This is a genomic window from Streptomyces sp. NPDC057654 (assembly GCF_042800135.1).
Taxonomy (GTDB): Bacteria; Actinomycetota; Actinomycetes; order Streptomycetales; family Streptomycetaceae; genus Streptomyces.
In genome coordinates this window covers 1-1,245 of record NZ_JBHVHQ010001424.1, presented here as the reverse complement: position 1 = coordinate 1,245, position 1,245 = coordinate 1, and the positions used below count along the sequence as shown (strand labels likewise).

At 76.2% G+C, this 1,245-nt stretch carries 2 protein-coding genes; both read right to left on the bottom strand.

The genetic code is table 11. The annotated features are described in order from the left end of the window. Window positions 1–345: zinc ribbon domain-containing protein (locus ACFU99_RS44080; protein ID WP_384404478.1), on the bottom strand; the 345-nt coding region annotated here is incomplete at its 3' end. Window positions 346–348: 3 nt separating this feature from the next. After that, the coding region (locus tag ACFU99_RS44075; RefSeq protein WP_384404476.1) for a tetratricopeptide repeat protein at window positions 349–1,245 on the bottom strand (897 nt) is incomplete at its 5' end.

The following is a 1,245-nucleotide window of genomic DNA, read 5'->3' as shown; positions in this document are numbered from 1 at the left end:
AGTCTGTCCGTACGGGCGGTCGGCGCCGCCACCGCCACCGCCTTCCGGAGCGGCACCCGGATCGGCCGCGCCCGCGGGCGCGGCCAGCGGGTAGTCCTCCGGAACCGGTGCGTACGCGTCAGCCTGCGCGTACGCGTCCCGCGCATACGGCTGTGGGCCCTGCTGTGCGCGGGCGGCGCCGTTCGACGCGGCGGCCGGGTGCTCGCCGGCCGGGCGCTCACCGGCCGCCGGGACGCCGGCCGACAGGTCGGCCCCGCACCCGCCGCAGAAATTGTCACCCGCCTCCAGCGGTTCCGCGCACTCTGGGCACACCGCCAGCTGCGGGAGTTGCGGCATCTGCGACATCGATCACACCCATGTCCTTGGGCGGAAGCGGTTGGCCCGTTCCACCAGTTCGATCCTCTCCTCGCCGCGCTGGGCGAGGCGCGCGAGCACTCGGTACGAGCGTTCCAGCCCGAACCGTAGCCCGCGCTCGTCCACACCGCAGCCGAGCAGCGTCGGCGCGCCGCGTTCGGCGGGCGGCGCGCCCGGCCGGCCGGACAGCACCCAGTCCAGCGCGCTGCCCAGCACCTCGGTGGAGAGCTGCTCCCGGCGGACCGCGTCCAGCCCGAACTCCCGCAGCCGCTCGACCTGCCCCGCCGCGGCCGTCAGATCCTCCAGCAGCGGGTCCCGCGCCGCGCGCTGCCGCAGCCGGGCCCGTACGGTCGCGACGCGCGCCGCCGTGTAGTGGATCGACGACTCCGGTACGGACTCCAGCGCGCGCACCGCGCCCGCCCGGTCCCCGGCTCCGAGCCGGACGCGGGCGAGGCCGAACGCGGCGCTGACGTAGCTCGGGTCGGTCGCCCACACCAGGTGGTAGTACTCGGCGGCGTTGTCGAGCTGCCCGAGCACCTCCGCGCAGATCCCGAGCGCCAGTTTCGGCGCGGGTTCGCCCGGGAACGCGTCGTAGACGGCGTCGAAGGAGAGCGCCGCCGTCCCGTGGTCGCCGACGGACAGCGCGTGCAGTCCGCGGTACCAGATGATCCGCCAGTCGTCCGGATGGCCCGCCTCCAGCTCGGCCAGCGCCTCGGACGCCTCCCGCACCTCGCCGAGCTCCAGATGGGCCCGTACGCGCCGCAGCCGCAGCTCCGGGGAGTCGCCGGGGGCGCCCTGGAGCGCCGCGTACAGCTCGGCGGGCTGGGAGGCGAGCAGCCCGGCGAGGAAGCCCGCGTTCGGGTCGCCCGGCGCGACGTGCGGCACGGGCAG